General features: G+C 34.8%; 9 protein-coding genes. All 9 read left to right on the top strand.

The features are described 5' to 3' along the window. Nucleotides 1-11 precede the first annotated feature (11 nt). The 9 genes from ABS916_RS09410 (at nt 12) to ABS916_RS09370 (ending at nt 20,207) form a co-directional block, all read left to right on the top strand. Entirely contained in the window at nt 12-1,376 is a 1,365-nt protein-coding gene (locus tag ABS916_RS09410; RefSeq protein WP_350451652.1) for a hypothetical protein, read from the top strand. A gap of 21 nt (nt 1,377-1,397) precedes the next feature. After that, entirely contained in the window at nt 1,398-9,368 is a 7,971-nt protein-coding gene (locus tag ABS916_RS09405) for a phage tail tape measure protein (protein ID WP_350451651.1), read from the top strand. Between the two features lie 90 nt (nt 9,369-9,458). Beyond that, on the top strand, nt 9,459-11,351 hold the full coding sequence (locus ABS916_RS09400; RefSeq protein ID WP_350451650.1) for a hypothetical protein: 1,893 nt from the start codon (nt 9,459-9,461) through the stop codon (nt 11,349-11,351). 14 nt (nt 11,352-11,365) lie between these two features. Continuing rightward, nucleotides 11,366-15,553, top strand: a complete 4,188-nt coding sequence (locus ABS916_RS09395; protein ID WP_350451649.1) for a collagen-like triple helix repeat-containing protein — start codon at nt 11,366-11,368, stop codon at nt 15,551-15,553. 79 nt (nt 15,554-15,632) lie between these two features. Beyond that, the gene (locus ABS916_RS09390) at nt 15,633-17,690 is read left to right on the top strand and encodes a DUF859 family phage minor structural protein (protein WP_350451648.1); all 2,058 of its coding nucleotides are present in this window, start codon (nt 15,633-15,635) and stop codon (nt 17,688-17,690) included. 12 nt (nt 17,691-17,702) lie between these two features. Then, the gene (locus tag ABS916_RS09385) at nt 17,703-18,239 is read left to right on the top strand and encodes a hypothetical protein (protein WP_350451647.1); all 537 of its coding nucleotides are present in this window, start codon (nt 17,703-17,705) and stop codon (nt 18,237-18,239) included. A 47-nt stretch (nt 18,240-18,286) separates the two neighbouring features. Further along, complete coding sequence (locus ABS916_RS09380; protein ID WP_350451646.1) at nt 18,287-18,730, top strand: hypothetical protein; 444 nt, start codon at nt 18,287-18,289, stop codon at nt 18,728-18,730. A gap of 56 nt (nt 18,731-18,786) precedes the next feature. Further along, nucleotides 18,787-19,101 carry a hypothetical protein gene (locus tag ABS916_RS09375; RefSeq protein ID WP_350451645.1) on the top strand — a complete coding sequence of 105 codons (315 nt, stop codon included), beginning with the start codon at nt 18,787-18,789 and terminating at the stop codon, nt 19,099-19,101. Further along, nucleotides 19,101-20,207, top strand: coding sequence for an N-acetylmuramoyl-L-alanine amidase (locus ABS916_RS09370; RefSeq protein ID WP_350451644.1), 1,107 nt, complete (start codon nt 19,101-19,103; stop codon nt 20,205-20,207). The genes ABS916_RS09375 and ABS916_RS09370 overlap by 1 nt, the downstream gene beginning before the upstream one ends. Nucleotides 20,208-20,209: the final 2 nt, after the last annotated feature.

Here is a 20,209-nt window from a genome sequence, read left to right as displayed (position 1 = left end):
GTGAATAAAAAATGGCAGTAAATTTATATGAACTAGGCTACATGGCTGACAGTACAATTACAGAATCAGAAATTGCGGCGCAAAGCTACTACTCAATATATAACGCACAACAATCTAGCGTCTTCTCTTTTGGGGGAGATATTCATAAACGAATTATGGAAAGCTATGCTGATCGTAGAGAAAAAGATTTTACTTCAAGATTCGGCAAAACTCCTCAACAATACTTAGAGGATAGTATGATACAACAAGATATTTTTGAATCTCAAAAAGATTTCCTGAGAGATTTAGAAAATATGGATGTTCAGTTTAAAAAGGCTAGTGGTCGAGCCAAAAAATCATTAGATGATTTAAAAAGAATTAAAGCTGATGCAGATGCAAATTCAGCACAGTTAAAAACAATTATAAATGATATTAAGAATTGGGAAAAAACAACTCAAGATTATCTTAATTTAATGGCAACTGTTGGAGATACTTTTGCCAACACTCAACAAATAACAACTTCTAATATATCTGGTCAGACACCAAAAGGCCTGGCTATGAGTACAAATGCTTTAACATCATTTGAAAAAGCCTCCTTGTTACTTGAAAAAACTAGAGAAAATATGGAAAAAATAGGCATGGATGTTAAAAAACTAAAGAAAACACAATTAACTACCCCAGTTATTAAAGGTGGGAACATGGTTAAAAATAAAAAGACTAACCGAGTTATCAATGATAAAATGTCTTTGGATTCAGTAATTCAAAATAGTATGCGTGGCTATATTAGCTCTATCAAAGGTATCATTTTTGAAATTGCAGTGGCAAACGCTCTGAATGACACAGCGAATGATTTAGTTAAAGAAGTTTTTATGTTAGGTCAAGCAGATGGTATTACGATTAAAGATAGCCGAGGGAAACAAGTTACTTCAATGAGTACAAGTAAAACAGACGTAGCTTATAAAGATAACCAAGGATTCCAGGTAAATCTATCTTTAAAAAATCAAAAACACGATAGTGGTAAACCAATACAAACAAGTTTTCTTTCTACAAGTCTTATCCAGTATTTACGTATGGTTGGTACATCAGAAGAATCACAAAAATTATTAATTGCCGGTTTCAATAGCAACTCTAATTTTAATGCAAAAACTTCTGGAATAAACATTTTCTTAGCAAGCCTGGTAGCCGATATGGCGATTGGGTCAGGTGGTGTAGATAAGATCGACTTTATTGTATTTAATAATGGAATAATGAGTCTAGGAGACTATTATAGAAACCTAACTGGCAAAGTAAGTATCTTTGCTAAAATTAAAAATAAAAACAGCATAAACTCGATTCTGGGAGCAAATGGAAGTGTAGCAGATGTATCTGGAACACTAAATGTAACAGTTCGAGATTAAGAGAGTAAAGGAGAGAGATAAATGGCAGAAGATTTTCGTTTTGGTATAGACGTCGAAGCTACAGTCAGCAATAAAGAAGAAGCTATACTAGCCCTGCAACAACTTAAAAGAGAGATGGAAGAAGTCTCACAGGGTGTAAAAATCGACGTTAGTGAAGAAGATATTAATAAAGCCAAAATTCAAATACAAGCTTTAGAAAAAACCATTGATGAACTAGGTACTTCAGGTGGAGATTTCAAAGCTGCGTTCTCTAAAAACTTAGAGTCTGTTCAATCAGATTTTAAAGATACAGCTAAAGAAGCTAAGAGAACTACGAAAGAAATTGAAGACTTAAATAGAGCTGCTCAAAACGGAGGCTTCTCCAATATCTCTAAAACTGCTAAGATTGCAACAAGAGATATTCAGGGTACGTCTAGTCAAATTGACAGCTTGAAACAAAACTTGCAACAAGGTGTGGGACAAACCCTAGCTTTTGGTGCTATTACTGGTATTCAAAACGCTCTTTCAAGTGCGATTGACAATGCAACTGAATTAGATGAAATCATGACAGATATTTCTATCGTGTCTGGTAAAACTAATGATGAAATGCAAAAATATCGTGATTACGCTGGAGAAGCGGCTGATGCCCTAGGTACAATGGGTTCAGATTACTTAGAAGCTTCTTTGATTTACGAACAACAAGGTGGGGTAGCTGCCTACTACGCTAAAGATTTAGCAGATGCAACGGTAACTGCGGCAAATATCTCTCGTGAATCAACTGCTCAAATGTCAGAATATTTAACTGCTACAATCAATGGTTTTGATTTATTATCAGAACGTGGAGGACAAGCAGCAACATATATCACAGACGTTTTAGCTAAATTAGGAGCAGCTTCTGGTTCTGACTTAGCAGAAATCGCAACTGGTTTAACACGTACAGCAAATACTGCTCGTGACGTTGGTTTTGAGTTTGAAGAAATTTCAACAATGATCGCAACAGTATCTGAGGTAACTCGTCGTACTCCAGAAACTATCGGTAACGCATTCAAGTCTATGTTAACAACATTTACTCAATTACGTGAAGCCGGTGGCGATGAACTAGAAGAATTTACAAATAAAGTAGAAGAAGCATTCAAATTGGGTGGTATTGAGGATATTTCAGTATTCGACAATGGACAACTAAGAGAAGCTTCGGATATTTTCAAAGATATTGCGGATCGTTGGGACACAATGAATATGGAACAGCAATCACTCGTTTCTGAGTCTGTTGCTGGTAAATACCAAGCCGAAACATTCCGTGCATTTATGAACAACCAAGAGCGCTATAATGAATTATTAGATGAGGCGTATGGTGCGGCAGGAACTTCTGCACAACAACAATTAATCTACATGGATTCATTAGAAGCTAAGACTAAACAATTTGGCAATCAATGGGAAATTATTTCTACAAACATTATTGATAGTGATATGTTTAAAGGTCTTATTGATGATGCTACAAACCTATTGAAAATTGTTGGCGCTCAAGAAAAAGGATTCCAAACTTTAGCTACTGCTTTAGCTCCTGTTGTTGGTATTTTTGGACAACTATTTGGTTCTCGATTTGTAGGAGAGGCAGTACAAAATAAACAATTAAATGATATTACTAAAAACACACTTAAAAACGTTCAAGAAATTGGTGTTGCCGAAGGTAAAAATACTCAAGAATTAGAACGTCAAGTTAAAGCAGCTTCCGAAATTAATAAAATTATGAACAACTTAGGACAAGAAGCTGGTGGAAACTTCAGAGAATTAGTTCAAGAAATTGATTTATTGAACGAAAAAATTCGTGCAGCAGATTTGGCTCCAGAACAATTTGAAAAAGAAGTTCAAACTAAAGCTCGTGAAGCCCTAGGTCGTGGTGGTACTAAAGGTATCCAAAATGCTAAGTTTACCGAAGAGCTAGAACAAGAACAAGGTAGATTATATGCGGCGAATGAAACTTTACAAGCAACAGAACAAACTTTACAAATTGAAGCAAAACGCCTAGCTTTAGCAGAACAAGCATTGAATGCTAAACAAGGTGAAAAAAATACAATTTCTTCATTAAATGCTTCATTGTTAGATACAACCAATCAACAAAATTTACTGGATAACTTGACTGATGAAACAGCTGCTCAAGTTAAAGTAATTCTTAGAGATGTTAATGAATGGGGCGAAGTATTAAAAGAAACTGGTTTAGATTCAAAATTCATTGATCAAGTAAACAAAGAAATTGCTAAATCTCAAAAACAAATTGTCCAATTAACTGATCAGGATTTACAGAAAAAACGCGATGCAGTTAAAGCTAAAGGAGAAGAATTACGATTAGCTTATGAACAACAAAAAGTTCAAGCCAGTGAAAATGTAGTAAGAAGAAATATTACTGCGGCGCCAGGCAGCATCGAAGAAATGAAACAGACCGTTGCTCTTGGAGAAAAAACTTTAGAAGGTTATAGAAATGCTTCTGCTAAAACAGAATTAGCTACTAAAGCTACACAAGGTTTATCTCTTGCTTATAGTACATTAGTTCCAATCTTAGCAACAGTTAATGCTGTTCAAAAAGATCAAATTAGTGTTCAAGATGGAGTTATTTCTTCATTACAATCTGTAGGAAGTATGTTAATGTTTGCTCCAGGACTATGGGCTAAAGCAGCAGGTGGTATCACATTAGCATTATCTATGATCGTAGATCATATGGATATTTTCTCTGATAAGGCAGAGATTGCTAAAGAAAAAAATGACGAATTGATTCGAAGCTACATGTCTATGAGTGAAAGTACGAATGCTCAACTTAAAAACCTAGAAGGCCTACAAGAAGTTTATACTCAATTCCAAGGTATCGATGCAGCTTCATTCTTAGCTAGTGATGATGTTGATACAGAATCATTAGAAGAATACTTAAATATGGCTGAAAAAATAGCTGAAGTTAGACCTGATTTAGTTAAGTATTATAATGAAGAAGGTCAAGCTATTATTGACTTAACTCAAAATTACGAAGATTTAGTAGAGGCTCAAAGAAAAGTTGTTGATGATACTGCTGGTATCTTAGCAAATAATCGAGAAGGTTTCATGACTCAATATTCGGCAGATATTGAAGATAGTCAACTTGGTTTAATTGAGTTAAATAAACAGATGGTTGAAGCTCAAAAGAACCTTAAAGAAAGCCAAGCAAAAAATGATGAAAAGGGAATAACAAGTTCATTATCAGAAATTACTGATTTAAATAATAAAATTTCTGAATATCAAAAAACTATTACTGATTCAAAAGAATTAATTAATACAAACATTATCCAACCATTTTATCAATCTAATACTCAGTTAAGAAAAATTAATGAAGAATTAGGAATTTCTACTGATAAAATCAAGGAGTTCAGTTCTAGTATCGTAGATTCAGATTCTTTAACTAAAATGATTTCTAATGGTGATAGTGGTTCTGCAGAAGCAGCTATGACTAACCTTGAAATGATTTATGATAAATATTATGAAATTGCTAAACTTCAAGGCGAAGAAAAAGCCGATAAATTCTTAGGTAAAATTGCAGATAGTTCTAGTTTCGCTAAATCAGCTATTTACGAATTACAAAATTCTATTGAAGACTTAGGTCGTTCAATGGATGAAAAAGGTGACGTAACTGGTTGGTTAGAAGGAATTACACTAAGCAATATTTCTTCATTCACACAAGTATCGAAAGATGTTCAAGAACAAATTAATGATACGACTGATAAAATTATAGAACTAGAAGCAGAAGGAACTAAGATTAAAAAACAAGGTGGAATCATTGGTTTCCTAAAAAATAACCTTCCTAGTGAAATGGGAATGCTAAATAGCGAAATCGAAGTATACAACAGAGAATTAGAAAAACTTCGTGGGAACCTTGATGAAGATTATTCTAATAACCTAGAAGAAGTTGCTAAAGATTTCGAAAAAGCTTCTCAAACTGCAGATGGTTATAAACAAGCCCTAGAAGAAATCGGTAAACAAGAGCAATCTATTGACGCTATCAAAGACATTTTAAAAGATGGAGTATCTGACTCAGCTCTAAAACAATTATCTCAATTTGCACCTGAAATAGCTAAAGGAATTGAAAGTGGAACAGTTAGTGCGAAAGATTCGCTAAGAAGTCTACAAGACGTTCAAACATCAGCTATCACAGGTATGATGATGAATAATGAAGCCTACTACGAAGACTGGAAAGTTAGAAACGCGAGTCAAATTCAACTAGCAGAAGAATCTTTAGGTATTCAATTAGGTTCGGCTTCAACTCTTGCTGAAGCAAAAATTATGCTAGAACAAGCAACAACTTCACAGTTAAGAGTATTGGCAGCTCAACGAGTTAGTGATAATCAAGTAGCAGACGAAGCAGTTGTACAGGGTGCTCAAAAAACTTATGCCAATTTAACTACATTAAATGGCATTTGGAGCGATGGCACATTAACTGTATGGCAAAAACTTAACGTAAGTATTCTTGAAATATTTGATGGTATTATGAATGCCTTTAAAGGATTAGTTGCAGAAGCACTTGATTATTTAAATGGTTTCTTGGATAAAATTCCAGGACCAGTAAAAGATGTATTAGCTTTTGTTTTCCCTGAGATTTCAACTAGTTTAAATGCAATCGATGCTGCTGGTGAGAAATTTACTGAGAACTCTAGCACATATGCCGATAAATATATCAAAAATATCCAAGAAGAACAACGTAAAGAACAAGAAGAGCGAGAAAGCCTAATTCAACAAATTCTCGAAGATAGAGGAACTGGAGATAACACAGATCTATTTAAGGATAATTTTGGTAAATATGTTACTGCTGGACTAGGAGCAACAGGATTTACTAAAGATGAAGATGAAGGCGACGGCGGTGGAGACACTGGCGGTGGTGGTGGAGATAAAGAAGATGAAGATGAAGTTGAAAATCTACGTCTTACTCTAAACCAATATTATAAATTAGAAAATGCTCTTAAAAAGATTCAAGACCAATACGACGCATTAGGTAAGAAAAAAGATGCAGCTTACGGCGAAGATAAGTTAAGACTTATGACCCAAGAGCAAGAGATGTTGGTAAAACAAACTAACCTTCTTAAACAGCATTCGGCGGCTCTTTCACAAGAACAAGCTGATATTAAAAAACACTTATCTGGTTATGGTTTCACATTTGATAAACAGGGCGAAGTAAGAAACCTTAATGAAAGACTTACGGCTTTACAGAATGAAGCGAATAAGAAGACTGGTGTGGCAAAAGAAGCAGCTATTGCAGCAGTTCAATCTCTACAAGAAGAAGCTTCTCGCTATTCAGAAATAACATTCGATTTAATTCCAGATAAGAAAAAAGCTATTGAAGAAGCTAAACAAACTTTCTCTCAAATTGCTCGTGAGAAAGTAGAATATGCAGTCCAAATTAAAGTTGATCGCTATTCAATGCAACGTGAAGTATTAGACGTTGTTAAAGAAATGCAAGATACATTTGGAACGCTTGATGAAAAGATGGATTATACTGCTAGACAAGCAAGAACTTCATTAAATGAAATTGCTCTATTACAAAAAGCTATGGACGAGGTTCGCAAGAATCCTGCCTTAACTGATTCTGATAGAGAAGAACTATTACAACAATATCAAAAAGACTTGTTAGCAGCAGTAGGCGACGCCAGAAGCGCCTATAAAGAAATGGCAGAAATCCAACAAGACTTCATTTCACAAACGATTGATCAAATCGATGAAGTTACTGATGGTTATGATAGAATTATCGACAAGTCTCAAACTATGATTGATAAATTAAAAGATTTATATGGAAACAAAAACTTCGGTCAAATTGAAAAGCTTTATGATACGCAAAATAAAGCTTTAGAAGCTCAATTAAAACATCTACAAAATAGTCAACGAGCACTTATTAAATATAGAGACACCCTTGAAAAAGGAACAGATGCTTGGAAGGACGCAAACGACCAAATTATTGAAATGGGAGAAGCAATCGATAACAACTTGGTAGCTAAAATCGATTTATTAAAAGCTAAATTTGAAGATTTTTCTAACAGTGTATTCGATAAATTTAATAATTTATTTGGTGTCTGGGGACTAGATGGAGCCGTTGATGATTTCGATAAATTAATTGATAAATCAAATGAGTTCATGAGTACTTACGATAAGATTACTGTAATCGGAAATAAAATCAAATCTATTAATGAGGAGATAGCTAAGACTAATGATCCTACCAGGGCAGCAGAATTAGCGAAATATAGAGACGAAGAACTTGTTAGCCTATTGGAGCAAGATCAAGTTTCACAAAGCGAATACGAAAGAGCTTTAAAACTATATGAAATTAAGCAAAAAGAACTTGCATTGCAAGATCGCCAAAATGCTTCTCGTATTGCTCAATTAGTTCGTGACGAGAATGGTAATATGTCATATGAGTATGTACGTCAGGAAACTGATGATACTCAAAAAGCATTAGATGAATTAAATGAAGCAAAAAATGATTTGTATGAGTTTGATTCTAAGAAAGTCCAAGAAGCTTCTAAAAAGATTTTTGAGATTATCCAAAACTACCAAGCTAAATTAAAAGAATTAGAAAGTAAAGGATTATCTCCAGAAGATTATAAAAAAGAATTAGATAAACTATTAGCTGGCACACAAGCTGAAATTGATGCTCAACAAGCGATTGTTGATAAATGGATGCAAAATGTAGGCAAAGATGGGTTCAAAAATATCATGGATATGTTTGGACAAGGAAGCATTTCTGCCGACCAACTAGGGGTTAGTCAAAAACTTATGGAACAAGTATTCGGAGCGCTACAAGATGGCTCACTTACTTACCAAGATATCCTAAGCGGCAACTACGATAAATTCGCTGGCTCTATTGGGGCAAGTGCGGAAGAAGTCAAAAAAGCAATGGATGGTATTATGGAGGTTGTTCTAGGGGATAATAAAACAATTACAGATGCTTTAACAGATGCTTCTAATAAATGGTCTTCAACAGCAAAAGATAATGTTTCTCAACTAGGCGAAGCTTATAAAAAATACATGACAGAAGCTAACAAAGTTCTGAATCAGTATAATACTACGACTGGTACATTAAATAACTTGCTGAATCAAACAAATCAATCTTCTAAAAATGTAACGCAATCAATTAAAAACCAAACTGATGCAATGGTTAAAACCAAAAAAGCATCAGATAACACTTCAACTTCTGTTAAGAATTTAGAAAAAATGTTGATTGGTAGTGGTAATGGTGGATTATTTGGTTCATTTGTAAAAGTTAAAAACGAACAAAATAATAAACTGCAACCTTCTATTAAAACAACAACTAAATTAACTAGCTCATTAAGTTCAACAGTAAACACTACTGCTGGCAAATATAAATATATGGGTGAAAGGGCAGAAGAAGCTCGCCAAAGAGTCATTGCTTACAGCGATAAAAAGACAAAACAAGGAGTTAAAGACGTTGAGTCAGCTGGTAATGTTGCTAAAAACAATGCTGCCAAATATGATACTTGGAGAAAAAACATTGATAAAACTAAATCTTCTACGGAAGACTTAATCAAATCATTGTCTAAGCTCCCAGGAATGGAAAACTTCTTAGGTCAAGCAACAGGTGTAGCTGGAGCAACAGCCGGAAATAAAGTTGGGAAAGCTTCTAAGGGAGCATCTTTTGATACTGGTGGTTACACTGGTACATGGGATAATTCAACAAATAATTCGACTGGTAGAATGGCTATCTTACATGAAAAGGAACTTGTACTAAATAAATATGATACTTCTAATTTATTAGAAGCTGTTAAATTACAACGTAACTTGACAGAAAAGCTTCAAAATGCTAAACTAAGTGCAGCGAGCACGATAAATAAAGTGAATGAAACAGTAAATAATAATCGTATTGATAATAGTAATATTACTCAACCGATTACTATCCATGCTGATTTCCCTAATGCGAATAGCTCTTCAGAAATTGAAGCTGCATTCCAAGGATTGTTTGGGAAAGCTTCCACTTTTATCGGTAAAAAATAGAATCAAAAAAGGGCGGAACGATAACTATTTGTTCTTGCCCTTTTTATTTTCTAAAGAGAAAAGACGAGAGAGTAAAAGGAGTGGAAATAAATGGATCAAGATAAAATTGTCCAAGACTTATTTAAATCTATGGAGTTAATCGCAGAAAAGAAAATTAGCGAACTGGACACTCCTGGAGTTATTGTAGGAAATATTATTGAACGCTTAAATAACAGTGATTCATATAGTATTTCTTATTTAAATACAGAAATAACAGCCTCAAGTCTAGGAGGTCTTTATAATAAAGGTGATGAAGTATTTATACTTCTTCCAAGTGGATTAAATAAAACTAAGTTTATCTTAGGTAAAACAAACAATAGAACACCAACATTTACCTTTAACGGAGAAGGTTTATCTGAACAAGACCTGGCATTATTACAAGACATAATTAATGAGATACAAAATTTGACGTCCGATAATGTAATTAGTCCAGTAGAAAAACAAACTTTACAAATGCAATGGGAAAACATTGTAAAATCCTACAATGAGGTTATGCAATTAGTTAGTCCTTATGCAGAAGAAATAGACACAAGTGAACTAGAGCAGTCTTTTAACGCATTGAGCATTCTTTTCACAACGATTTTAGCCAACATGGAGGAATCAACCCCTATTGATGGAGAAGCCTTCAGAAACGCTGTTACGGGCTATTTAAATCTTGATAAAGATATTCGATTAGCAATTCAAGCAGCATTACGAGAAGAACTTACCTATAAAGTAGATATTTTTTCTTCTAATGGAGAGTCTTTTAAGAACGGAGTTATTGAGACAACTCTTACAGCTGTCGTTATGAGAGGTAAGAATATTGTAACTGATATTATAGGTGACACTAATATTATATGGAAAAAATTGAATGGAATGGGAGAAGAAATTGCTGGTTGGACTAGAACTGGCAAAAGTATTGCTGTTAACCAAGATGATGTTGATGGAAAACAAATCTTTCAAGTTTCTATTCAAATAGACCAAGCTATTGTAGCTAGAGATATTGTTACTATTGTAGATTTAAACGATATAGGAAATGTTTCTTTAAGTGCTACTACAACAAGAAATAAAGTTCAGGTATATAACCCAGAGACTGGAACTTTCAAACCTGATTATACAGTAACTAATCAACAAATTGCTATCACAGCAATTTATAATGGAGAAGATGTTACATTAGATTCTGTATTTACATGGTATTATAACGACGAAGAATTGACTGCTTCAGATAGTCGTTTTGTAATTGGCAATGATAAATTAACCATTAAAAAGAATTTAATGAATACAACTACTATCCCATCAATGAAAATGAAAGCAGTTGTGAGATATTATAATCCCGATTATCAAGTAGATGTTGATAATATTATTGAAATTGATTTTTCTTGTGTTCAAGATGGAGAAACTCCTATTCTAGCACAAATCTTAGCCCCAAAAGGAACGGTAATTAAGAATGAGGGAACTGATTTATCGGCGACAGCTGTTCTACGACAAGGAAATATTTTATTAACTCCAGATACTATTACTTGGTATTCTTCTAGTAATACAACATCATGGACGGAAATTCCTTTATCAGCTAATCTAAACACAATCGCTATTCTTAGAGAAACGATAGATGGCACGCTTCATATAAAGGCAACAGTTACTTATAAAGCAAAAACTTATGAAACAGCCGTAATTAGTTTTGCTGACCTCTTGGATGCAATTAATCCTGTTATTATTGGTTCAGGTTTATTTAGGGACGGGTCAACGAATACTTATACAGCTGATATTTATTTAGGACAGGAATTAGTTGAAGATCCAGAATTATATTACGATATAGTTTGGTCTATAACTAATCAACAAATGAGAGCTAGTTTATTTAATGGAGACTGGCCTAAACGAGGAAAAACTATTACAGTAAGTGCAAGTGAAGTTCCAGATAATGCTGGTGTTGCATTAGTTGTAAATGTTTTCAAAAAAGACGAGTAAAAGGAGAGAATCTTATGGCACAATTGGTAGGTTCAAATTCCCTTGGTTTAGGGAAATTAATTGATGGTAAAAATCAGTTTGTTCATATTATGTATTCTGCTAATGCAGATGGCTCTAATATGACGGCTGATATACAAGCCGATACAAAATATATTGGTATTGTAACAAGCAACAGTGAAACTGCCCCAACAAATCCATCAGACTATTCATGGGGACGTTTTGTAGGTACGTCGGGTACTTCAAGTTATACTTGGCTTAGATATTCTCCGAATGAAGATGGATCGAATATGACAGCCAACCCTACTCCTGAAACAAAATATATTGGGGTAGCAATTACAGCTGATAATAATGCGCCAACAGACTATACAAAATATTCTTGGGCATTGATTAAGGGTGATGATGGTAGGGGTATTTCTAAAACAGAAGTAACTTATCAAAAATCTACTAGTGGAACCGTAATTCCAACAGGAACTTGGGTTACTACTATTCCAACAGTAAATGCAGGGGAATATTTATGGACAAGAACTTTGTTTACCTATACAGATAATACAACAAGTAGCACATATAGTGTTGCCCGTAGTGGTGTTACTGGACTAGGTATTTCAAGATCTGATGTTGACTACCAAAAATCAACAAGTGGTACGGTAGCTCCAACTGGAGCATGGACAGCAACTATTCCAACTGTTGCAGCTAATGAATATTTGTGGACTCGTACTACACTTACTTATACAAATGCAACAACTAGCGTAAGTTATTCAGTAGGTAAGATGGGTGCTGATGGTAAAGACGCACAATTACTCTACTTAACAGCTTCTTCACAAATTCAAGCTTTTGATAAAGACGATAAACCAAAAACAACTCAAGCTATTACGATTAGCGCTAAGTTACAAAATGCTTCTGGAACAGCTACTTTTGTAGCAATTCCGTACATTGGTAATGTGGCACAAACAGCTATTACATTAGGTGGCACAGGGAATGATAGAACATTGCTACCGAGTCAATGGACCAATTCTCAATGGACAACTATTGCTATTACTGCCACTCTTGGGTCTTTAACTGATACGATTAGTATTATTAAAGTAAAAGATGGAGCAACAGGAGATAAAGGAGATCAAGGTAATCAAGGGATACAAGGACCTCCAGGACCAGATGGTAAACCAACTTATATTCACTGGGCTTATGCGTGGAGCGCAGATGGCAAGGATAGATTTACCACATCATATCCTAATGAAAATTTATTAAGAACAACAACTAATACCGCTACAATAGTGGGAATGGCACAATCAAATCAAACAGACGCAAGAACAAATTACATCCTGAAAACAACACCATTCAACACCCTATGGGCGGATATGAAAGTAGGAGATACATTCACTTTTTCTTGTGACGTGACTATCTCAGGTAGTGGTTTTGCGGGCCAGTTCCGCACTCAAACACATATGAACCCTTATGTTGGTATGGGTTCATATTATAAGATTACTAAAGCTGAAACAGTAAGGGTTAGCTTTACAGGAACCGTAACACAAGCACTTATTGATAGTGCTACGGTAACTTTGATACAAATGAGATACGATGATGTACCAACAACTGTATCTATAACAGTTAGTAAACCTAAACTGGAGCATAATAATTCATCGACAATTTATACGCCAACGCCTAGCGAAAGTTTTGCAGACGCTTACCCAACTTATGCTGGTACCTATACTGATAATGAATTGATTGATAGTGAAGATCCTACAAAATATACATGGCAAAGGATTTTAGGTGATGAAGGTGAAAGTGCATCAAGTTATTGGATAACCCCTAGTGTGAATGTTATTAAAAAATCTATGACGGGTCTATTGAGTCCTACTACTATCACATTTAGTGCTTTTACTAAAAAAGGGTTAGAAGATAGTGTTCCTTATTCAGGTAGGTTTGTGATCTTCACTTCAGCCGATGGAGTCATATGGACAAATAGATATACGGCAACTGCTGATAGTACATCTTATACTTATACAATTCCATCAAATGTAAATTTTGTTAGAGCAAGAGTATATCAAGCAGGTGCTACAACAGCGTTATTAGACGAGACTAATGTTCCAATAATTGAAGATGTGAACGGACTTGAGCTAGGAAACCGAAATTATTTTTCTGTTAAAGCATGGAATACAAAACCTCCTTTAACATCTAGTGCGGTTCCATATATGGATATTAAGGTAGAGCCTAATACGCAATATACTTTATCAACTAATATTCCAGATAGAGCAGGCTTATACGATGTATTCTTCTTCAAGGGAACAGATGTTATATCTTCTAACTCTAATGGCGTATCAAAAGGACGACCTAGAACATTAACTTCAGATGCTGATGGAATTTTAAAAGTTGGTATGAGAGAATACGACTTATCAAATGGCTATTGGATAATGTTATCACAAGGGAACAAAGCTCTTGATTGGCAACCAGCGTTAGAAGATGCTCAGTTATACACAGCTTGGTCAACTAGTCCAGATGGTACAACAGACTTTTTACAAAAATATCCTAATACAAACTTATTCTCAATGAAGAATTTTATATATGGGAAACATGTGTCTTGGAACGGAACTAGCTTTGGAGGTCTTACAGATAGTGTTTATAGAGGAACTTCTGATTATATTAAAGTTGAGCCAGGAAAGAGATATTCTTTTAAAGTATGGGGAGATAAAGCCTACAACTTTGCTGTGTTCCTTTATAAAAATTATGGCGAAGCTACATCTGATAAAAGATTAAATTCTGCTAATACAGCATGGGAAACTCCTAATGAAGCCGGAGCGACTAACGCCTTAACAAATGCTGTTCCTGCTATTCCAACAGGGTATAATTATATGAGATTTTCTATTATTCCTGGGGCTTCAACTCCACCAGTGCTAACAGAATCATTAGTTAAGTCAGCTAAAATTAAGGTTGAAGAAGGAACTTCTTCCACAATTTATTTAGTTTCACCAAATGATAATGGATTATCTGAAATGCCTTATATTGGATATTCTGCAATCAACAGTACAGATCCAAAAAGTTATACATGGTATGAAAATCCTAAAGCTAAGATAACCGTCAAGAGATGGGCTAATGACCCTAATGGAATGATAGATTTTACGGACCGTTATCCAAATGAAAATGAGCTTTTAAACTCAAGATCGCCTAAGATTAATACCTATCAAGGAACTGTTGTTACCATCGAAGAAAACGTTTCTGTTCCAGAATGGGGCGCAACAGATGCGGTTAAACATACTGTATCTGGAGGAACTCACGCTACTGTTGCTGGTACACTACCTGCAGGAGGATTAGTTGATGCAGGAGCTACTTATGTCCACAGCATTTACGTTAAAAACTTGGGTACGTCTTATATTAGATTTAACAATAATTTGGGTCAAGCTATTGATGTATATCCTGGCGAAACTAAAAAAGTTGTTTTTAATCCTTCTGGTAATGCTGCAGGTTCTGCTGCAAAACAATTTGTTTTGTATAGAGCAAATGCTACAGTAACCCAAGAGTTTATTATATGGCACGCAAAAATAGAAAAATCAAATGATAAGGAAACAATTTGGACACCTGCTCCAGTTGATGGAGATTTACTATCAGAAATTCCTCAATATATAGGAATAGGATCTAAAGATAGTATGAACCCAGGCGATTTTGTATGGAGCGTTAATCCAGAATATACTCAAGCACGAACTGACTTAGGGTTAGACACTAAGGTTGACGATGAAACATTTAATGATTCTCAAGATCATATGAATGAAGTTATAGATAGTAAAGCTGATGCTCAAGAGTTACAAGACTTAAAAGATATGGCTGATAACCTACAACAAAGTTATGAAGGCTTTGTTGGGGAAGGTGGACAACACGAAGCTGATTTACTAGCACTTCAAGCTAGAGTTGAAGGTTTAATCTTTGAGTTAGGCGAACAAGTTGCAGCCTTTGATTTTGTTAAAACTCATATGCGCCTAGGCGAAGAAGGATTTGAGATTGCAGAAGAAGGAAGTACAATGAAAATGCTATTAAGTAATAATGCGTTAAGCTTTATTGATGGTGGTAAAGAAGTGGCTTCATTCTCAAATCAAAAATTCATCATTAATCAAGGGGCAATCGTAGAAAGTTTACAAGTTGGTTCACATAAAATGTCACGATTAAGTGATAAAGTTACTGTATTCCAATATGCACCAAAAACTACGGTTACAAATTAGAATCTTTTAGCCACACTCGTTTAAATACAGTGTGGCTAAAATTATATAAATAGACAATGAGAAAAAGGAGAGGGTAAACATGGCACTAAGCGGTTCAGCTTATACTTCCTTCCATCGACATAGACTTGTAATTGAATGGTCTGCTACACAAAATATTGGATCAAATACATCTAATGTCACAGCGAAGGTTTATTTACAAGGTATGGATGCGTATTCTGCAATTAATGCGCCTGCCCAAAATAATGGTTCTGTTACAGTTAATGGAACAACAAAAAGTTTTACGGCAAGCTCAAACTTGAGCGCCTATCAAAAAAAATTATTGACAACACAAAGCTTTTCTGTAGGACATAACTCAGATGGTACAAAAAGCTTTAACTTTAGTACAACATTCAATATAAATGCTACACTTTCTGGTGTATTCCATGGGAATAAAACAGCCAGTGGTAGTGCAACATTAAATACTATCCCAAGAGCAGCAGGGGTAAGTGTAACAAATAGTGGTTTTAACTATGGTAGTAACCTGAATTTTACTTTATCGGGCACAGTTTCTAGCTTTAACTATGATTGTAAGGTTACCATTGCTGGTAATACGACAACTACAAATATTTCCGGTGGATCGGCCGGAGGAACTAAATCAATTAATATTCCACTCTCTTGGGCTAGTAAAATACCAAACGCTTCATCTACAAGTGGTACATTAACAGTAACCACAAAAAATGGTAGTTCTTCGATAGGCTCTAAGAGTGCTAGTTTTACAATTAGAGTTCCATCCTCTGTAACGCCAAGTGTATCTTCAGTTGCTTGTGTAGAAACGAATACAACGGTAAGTAATGCTCTAGGAGTAACAACTACTTATATTCAAGGTATGAGTAAAGTAAGAATAACAGCTAGTGCAGCGGGAAATCAAGGTTCTACAATAAATAGTTATCAATACACAGTTGATGGGAAGAGTTATTCAAGTAGTTCTAATAGCTATATCTTTGATTTTGGTAGAACTTCCATTTCATCTGGTACAAAAACAGTAACAGTTAGGGTTACAGATTCTCGTGGTAGAACGGCTTCAAGGGATACTACAATTCCAGTATTAGCTTATGATTCTCCTAAAATTACGCTTTTTGATGGTTATCGTGCGACTGATGCTGGAGTTGAAAGTCAAAGAGGAGCCAATGTAATGGTTGTTCGTGCGGGTAGTGTAAGTTCTTTAGTTGTTGGTGGCTCAGATAAAAACACAATGACTACAACTGTTTCTTACAAAAAATCAGCAGATACCGTATATACTGTAGCACAAACAGGTACATCTTTCGCAAATCTTTTAGTAAAAAATATTGCTGTTGACAGTTCTTATGATTTCGTGTATACTATTAGTGATAAGTTTAATACTGTTACAGCAACAGTAACTATTCCAACTGCTTTCACAATGTTCTCAATGGTAGAGGATAAAGGTGTCGGAATTGGTAAAATTCGTGAACAAGGCGTACTCGATGTTGAAGGAGACAGTTACTTTAACGGTAACTTAATGTTAGGTATGAATGGACGAGTAAAGCTTTCTCCAGACTTATATGCTTCACAAGGTGGAGGTATAGATTTCAACAACTCAGACTTAGTTGGTATTAACGGTATTTGGATTGGAGCAACTCGTGGAGGGAAAGATCCAGCCAATAATGATGGAGAGGGATTGCTATTCCCACAAAGTAATACTATAATTCCAGAAGATGGAGTTATAACAACACGAGATGGCTGGGATAATTTCAGAATCATGGACGGCACTGGTTATTTAAACGGAGTTCCTGTAATCATGGATACCACACAAGTTTTATGGAGTGGACAGTCATATCCTGTTGCTAACTCGAATATTACGCCAAAAATAAAATTAAGCGATTGTCCAAATGGATGGGTGCTACTTTGGTCTGACTATGATTCAGATACAGGTACTGCCAATGGATATGATTGGTATTATAGTTTTATTCATAAGACATTTAACTCTGGTGGGGGTATTCGTCTTCATATACCTAATACAGATAATGACTATGGTAATAAATATATTTATTGTACAGGAACTGCTATAAATGGACATGCAGTAAATAGTCAAACTGGTGGTTCAAAAGACGTTGTTCTTCGACAAGTATTAGCATTTTAAGGAGTTGATTATATGAAAGCATATTTATTTTTAGATGAAGATGGGTTTTGCACTGGTTGGGGTTCTAACGAAGAAGAAAATAGTGTTCCAATCGAAGCAGAAGAAGAAGTCCTAAATGGAATTAGGAAGTATCGTTATGAAAATGGAGAATTAATTTATGATGAAACTAAAGCATTAATTGATGCAAAAGAATCTCGTAGATACAAACTAAAAAAATCAATGTCAGAGAAGTTATCTGAAGGCTTTATAATTGACCTTGAAGATGATAAATTTATATACCCTTATAATAACGACAACAAGGCTTACTTAAATAAAGTCTATGAATTATCCACAAGTGGACTAATCGATTCTGCAACTTTTGATTTTTTAGATAAAGATGGTAATGAAGTCACTATGGAAGTGTCTAAAATTAATATTACCGAATTGTGGTTATTAAGTTTTTTGTATGAAGAAAATATTAAAAAACTACAAGCTAAAGAATTAGAAAAGATAGAGAAAGCTAAAAGTCTAAAAGAAATTCAAGAAATTAGTCTTGACAAAAACGAATAAATAGTGTATAATGGTATTATACCGAAAAGAGAAAAGGAGAGCGTTATATGATTACTTTTAAAAAACATGAATTACCTCTATTAGAAGAGTTCCTTGGAGGAGTAGAGTTATATAGAGCAGCGTCGAGAGGCCGCAACAGATTACTCACTCTCTTGGAGCAAAAGAGAGAAGAAGTTATGGAAGAAGAACAAGATATTATGAAGCAATATGCAGAATATGATGAAGATGGAAATGTTAAAACTAAAAGAGTTGAACGAGAAGATGGTCAACCTGGGATTTACGTTGTGTTTAAATCTGATGAAGCAAATGTTTCTTTCATGCAAGAGATGCAAGAGTTATCTTTAGAAGATTGTTCTATCTCTATTGAAGAATATCTTCCATTAATGGAAGCTCTTTTAACAGGTTTAGATGAATATGATAAACCTTTATCGGGTAATCAAGCTTATTTATATGATTTACTTTGTACTCAATTAGAAGAAAACTTGGGTTAATTACCTTAACCCAAGTTCACCCTTATTTAATTAATTAAGAGAAGGAGGATGATAATATGAATCCAGAAGATATCGCACAATTAGTGACAGTTTTATTAGCTACAGGTACTGCTTTATCACCAGTAGTGTTTTGGCTATTGCAAAAAGTAGTTAAACCTTTCGTAGCAGATGGACGTTTTATGCCACTTATCGCTATTGCCGTAGGTGGGCTACTAGGATTAGCAATTCCTTTCATCCTACCAGCATTTGGAATGTCAACAATCCCTTGGATTGGTTCTATGGTGGCTGGTATGGTCGGTGGAGCTATTGCTATGAAGACATATGATGAAGGTGTAAACGAAGGTATTAAAAAAGTGGAAGGTGAAGAATAATGGCTAAACATTTAATCGTTTATGGACATGGCCAACAAGACCCAGGTGCCGGAGGTAATGGCTATGAGGAAAGAAATTTCACTCGCTATACTTTAGGGCCTCACTTAGAAAAATACGCTAAACAACTTAAAAAGAATAGTATCGATTTTTATGATAAATCTTTAAACATGTACTACCAAACACAAGCTGGTAGAGGTGCTTATACAACTTCTACAAGCTATGCTTCTGTATCAGAATTTCATTTAGATGCAGCAGGCTCATCAGCAACAGGTGGACATGTTATCGTAAGTAAAAGTTTCTCAGCTGATAAATATGACTTAGCGATTGCTCAAGTAGTTAATAAGTATGTTGGTTGGTGGGGATCTGTTAAAGGTTCTAAAGGAATTAGCTATCGTAGCGACCTATTAAACTTAAATGTTTATGCACGTCGTGGAATTAGCTATCGTTTAATTGAATTAGCATTTATCACAAATAAAACTGATATGCAAAAATTGGTTAAAAATATCGATGCTGTTGCTAAAGAAATGGTTGAAGCTATTACAGGTGAAAAATTATCTGGTTCTACTGGCGGAAGCACAAATACTAGCAAACCTAGTAAACCTAGTACAACAGTTAAAAACACAACTAAATATAACAAAGGCGACAAAGTTAAAGTATTAAGTAAAGCAACTCGCTATCAAACAGGACAACCTATTGCTTCGTTTGTGAAAGGCTCAACTTATACAGTTAAAGATGTTAAAGAAGTTAATCAATCTAACTCTAAATACGCCTTCTTGTTATCAGGAATTAATTCTTGGGTACTAGCTCAAGACTTACAAAAAGTTTCTGGTGGAAGCTCAACAACAAATACTAATTCTGGTAAGAAAGATTATAGCAAAGACTATTATACTACTAACCCAGGAAAAGTTAAATTGTTAAAAGCTGACGGTTTACGTGCTCCTAATGATGTAAACTGGACAGGTAACTCTAAATATGGTGGTTACTACCCAGCAGGAACAGTATTTAAGATTAAAGGTATCAAGACTACTTCAAGCGGTCTACCAAGACTGATTACTGAATCTGGTTTCTTGTTAACTGCTAATCGTAAATATGTTCAAAAAATCTGACG

This window comes from Carnobacterium sp., assembly GCF_040274945.1.
GTDB lineage: Bacteria > Bacillota > Bacilli > Lactobacillales > Carnobacteriaceae > Carnobacterium_B.
Note: the sequence above shows the minus strand (reverse complement) of the source record. Positions and strands in the feature narration are given on the sequence as shown.

Coding starts and splice junctions, on each gene's coding strand:
- ABS916_RS09410 (WP_350451652.1), top strand. CDS start 12: ATGGCAGTAAATTTATATGAACTAGGCTACATGGCTGACAGTACAATT.
- ABS916_RS09405 (WP_350451651.1), top strand. CDS start 1,398: ATGGCAGAAGATTTTCGTTTTGGTATAGACGTCGAAGCTACAGTCAGC.
- ABS916_RS09400 (WP_350451650.1), top strand. CDS start 9,459: ATGGATCAAGATAAAATTGTCCAAGACTTATTTAAATCTATGGAGTTA.
- ABS916_RS09395 (WP_350451649.1), top strand. CDS start 11,366: ATGGCACAATTGGTAGGTTCAAATTCCCTTGGTTTAGGGAAATTAATT.
- ABS916_RS09390 (WP_350451648.1), top strand. CDS start 15,633: ATGGCACTAAGCGGTTCAGCTTATACTTCCTTCCATCGACATAGACTT.
- ABS916_RS09385 (WP_350451647.1), top strand. CDS start 17,703: ATGAAAGCATATTTATTTTTAGATGAAGATGGGTTTTGCACTGGTTGG.
- ABS916_RS09380 (WP_350451646.1), top strand. CDS start 18,287: ATGATTACTTTTAAAAAACATGAATTACCTCTATTAGAAGAGTTCCTT.
- ABS916_RS09375 (WP_350451645.1), top strand. CDS start 18,787: ATGAATCCAGAAGATATCGCACAATTAGTGACAGTTTTATTAGCTACA.
- ABS916_RS09370 (WP_350451644.1), top strand. CDS start 19,101: ATGGCTAAACATTTAATCGTTTATGGACATGGCCAACAAGACCCAGGT.